Source organism: Moorena sp. SIO1F2, from assembly GCF_010672755.1.
Lineage (GTDB): Bacteria > Cyanobacteriota > Cyanobacteriia > Cyanobacteriales > Coleofasciculaceae > Moorena.
In genome coordinates this window covers 1-1,597 of sequence record NZ_JAAHFV010000646.1, presented here as the reverse complement: position 1 = coordinate 1,597, position 1,597 = coordinate 1, and the positions used below count along the sequence as shown (strand labels likewise).

The 1,597-nt window shown below is 42.6% G+C and carries 1 protein-coding gene; it reads left to right on the top strand.

The window, feature by feature from the left end; all coding sequences use genetic code 11:
• The first annotated feature begins 389 nt into the window (after positions 1 to 389).
• Entirely contained in the window at positions 390 to 1,460 is a 1,071-nt protein-coding gene (locus F6J94_RS33720; protein WP_293048276.1) for an NAD-dependent epimerase/dehydratase family protein, read from the top strand.
• Positions 1,461 to 1,597: the final 137 nt, after the last annotated feature.

Here is a 1,597-nt window from a genome sequence, read left to right as displayed (position 1 = left end):
CAGCGTTTGATCAGCAAAAATAGTCTCAGAAGTGTTTCAATTTAAAACGTTAAACACTTCTGAGACTATTTTTGCTGATCAAACGCTGATTAATTCCCATTTAAATGGGAATTAATTTTTGATGCATAATAACTACTGACTAGTGACTCCTAAATTTTAGAGATTTTAATTCAAGGTGCAAGATATAGCAGTCGCCAGGGCAGTTAGGACATGACAAAAGTCTCAAACCTAAATAAGCGCAAGAGTTTGACTTCTGACTTCTGACTTCTGACTTCTGACTTCTGACTTCTGACTTCTGCTATATCAGTTAGAGAAGCGTTAACGATGAATCGCTTTTTGAGCTTATTAGTTTCACTATAGATTATTTACCTAAACAATTAAGATTTCCTATGAAAAAATTACTGGTAACAGGCTCCTCAGGATTGATTGGGTCTGAAGTTTGTGGTTACTTTGCTCAACAAGGTTGGCAAATTCACGGTATTGATAATAATCAACGGGCTGTTTTCTTCGGTTCCCAAGGGGATACACGCTGGAATCAGCAGCGGTTGCAAGAGACAATTCAAGATTTTGTTCATCATGAATTCGATATACGCGATCGCAAAGGTATTTTAGACCTAATGGCGCAGCTTAAGCCAGACGCCATTGTACATACAGCAGCCCAGCCTTCTCACGACCGCGCCGCAGCAATTCCTTTCGCTGACTTTGATACCAACGCAGTGGGAACTTTGAACTTGCTAGAAGCTGCGAGGCAATCTTGTCCAGAGTCGCCCTTTGTACACATGTCTACCAATAAAGTGTATGGCGATCGCCCTAATACTATTCCGCTTAAGGAACTAGACACTCGTTGGGATTATGACGACCCGGCTTACACCAACGGCATTCCCGAAACCTTTAGCATCGATCAATCAAAGCACTCTTTGTTTGGCGCATCCAAAGTTGCTGCTGATGTGATAGTGCAGGAATATGGTCGCTACTTTAATATGCCCACAGCTTGTTTACGGGGTGGTTGTCTGACCGGACCAAATCATTCCGGTGTGGAACTCCACGGTTTTCTAAGTTATCTGGTCAAGTGTAATCTCGAAGGTCGGGAATACAAGATTTTTGGCTACAAGGGTAAGCAAGTACGGGATAATATCCACTCTCTGGATGTGTCGCGGTTTATTCACGCTTTTATCGAAGCACCTCGAATTGCTGAAGTTTATAACATCGGTGGCGGAAAAGGCAATAGCTGTTCAATTCTGGAAGCATTTAAGCTGGCAGAGAAGTATAGTGGTAAAGCGATGCACTATACCTATCTACAAGATAATCGGATTGGCGATCATATCTGTTATTACTCCGATTTGAGTAAGATGCGTGAGCATTACCCTAGTTGGGATATTTCCGTTTCCTTGGAAGAAACAATTCAGCAAATTGTGGAATCTTGGCAAGCTCGTTTGGCTAAATCAGCAGTAACCGTTTGAGTATATAGCAGTTTGGGATTTTGTTAAGTACATAGTTCTGGGTTTTAGGGAGTAGGGAGTAGGGAGTAGGGAGTAGGGAGTAGGGAGTAGGGAGAAGGGAGTAGGGAGTAGGGAGTAGGGAGTAGGGAGTAGGGAGT